The 468-nt window shown below is 79.3% G+C and carries 1 protein-coding gene; it reads right to left on the bottom strand.

The features are described from left to right. Positions 1-468, bottom strand: a 468-nt coding sequence (locus HYE82_RS37020) for a hypothetical protein (RefSeq protein WP_179178599.1), incomplete at both ends; no start/stop codon positions are given.

Here is a 468-nt window from a genome sequence, read left to right as displayed (position 1 = left end):
CCCTTGGGGGGAGGGGTCGTGGGAGGAGCCGTGGCCGGTGCCGGATTCGAGGGTGCCGCCCAGCCGGTCGTGGAGGGGACCGAGGGCCTCGGGGCTCGCGGCCGTGACGACCCAGCGGGGGCCGACGAGGTAGGTGCCGCCGTACACGCGGGACTCCGCCAGCCAGGCGCTGCGGCCCTCCTCGGTGGTGAAGGTGGCCATCCGGTAGGCCTGCGGGCCCGTGCCGCACGCCCCCTCGCGGATCTCCTCCGCGTCGACCGTGACCTCGGGGGTGCAGCCGAGCACGGCGGCGATCTCGTCGAAGGAGCCGGGGCGGGCGGTCGGGCCCGCGGCCGACGCCGACGCGGGGGCGGAGGCGGCCTCCGAGGCCTGCGGGGCGGCCGTGCCCCCGCCGGCGCAGCCGCCGCACAGGATCAGCACCGGCAGGACGGCGCAGGCGGCGAGGTGGCGGGGGGTCGGGGGCACGAC

Origin of the sequence: Streptomyces sp. BR123, assembly GCF_013401435.1 — a bacterium.
In the GTDB taxonomy this organism is placed as follows: Bacteria; Actinomycetota; Actinomycetes; order Streptomycetales; family Streptomycetaceae; genus Streptomyces.
This window is presented reverse-complemented; position numbering and strand designations above follow the sequence as displayed.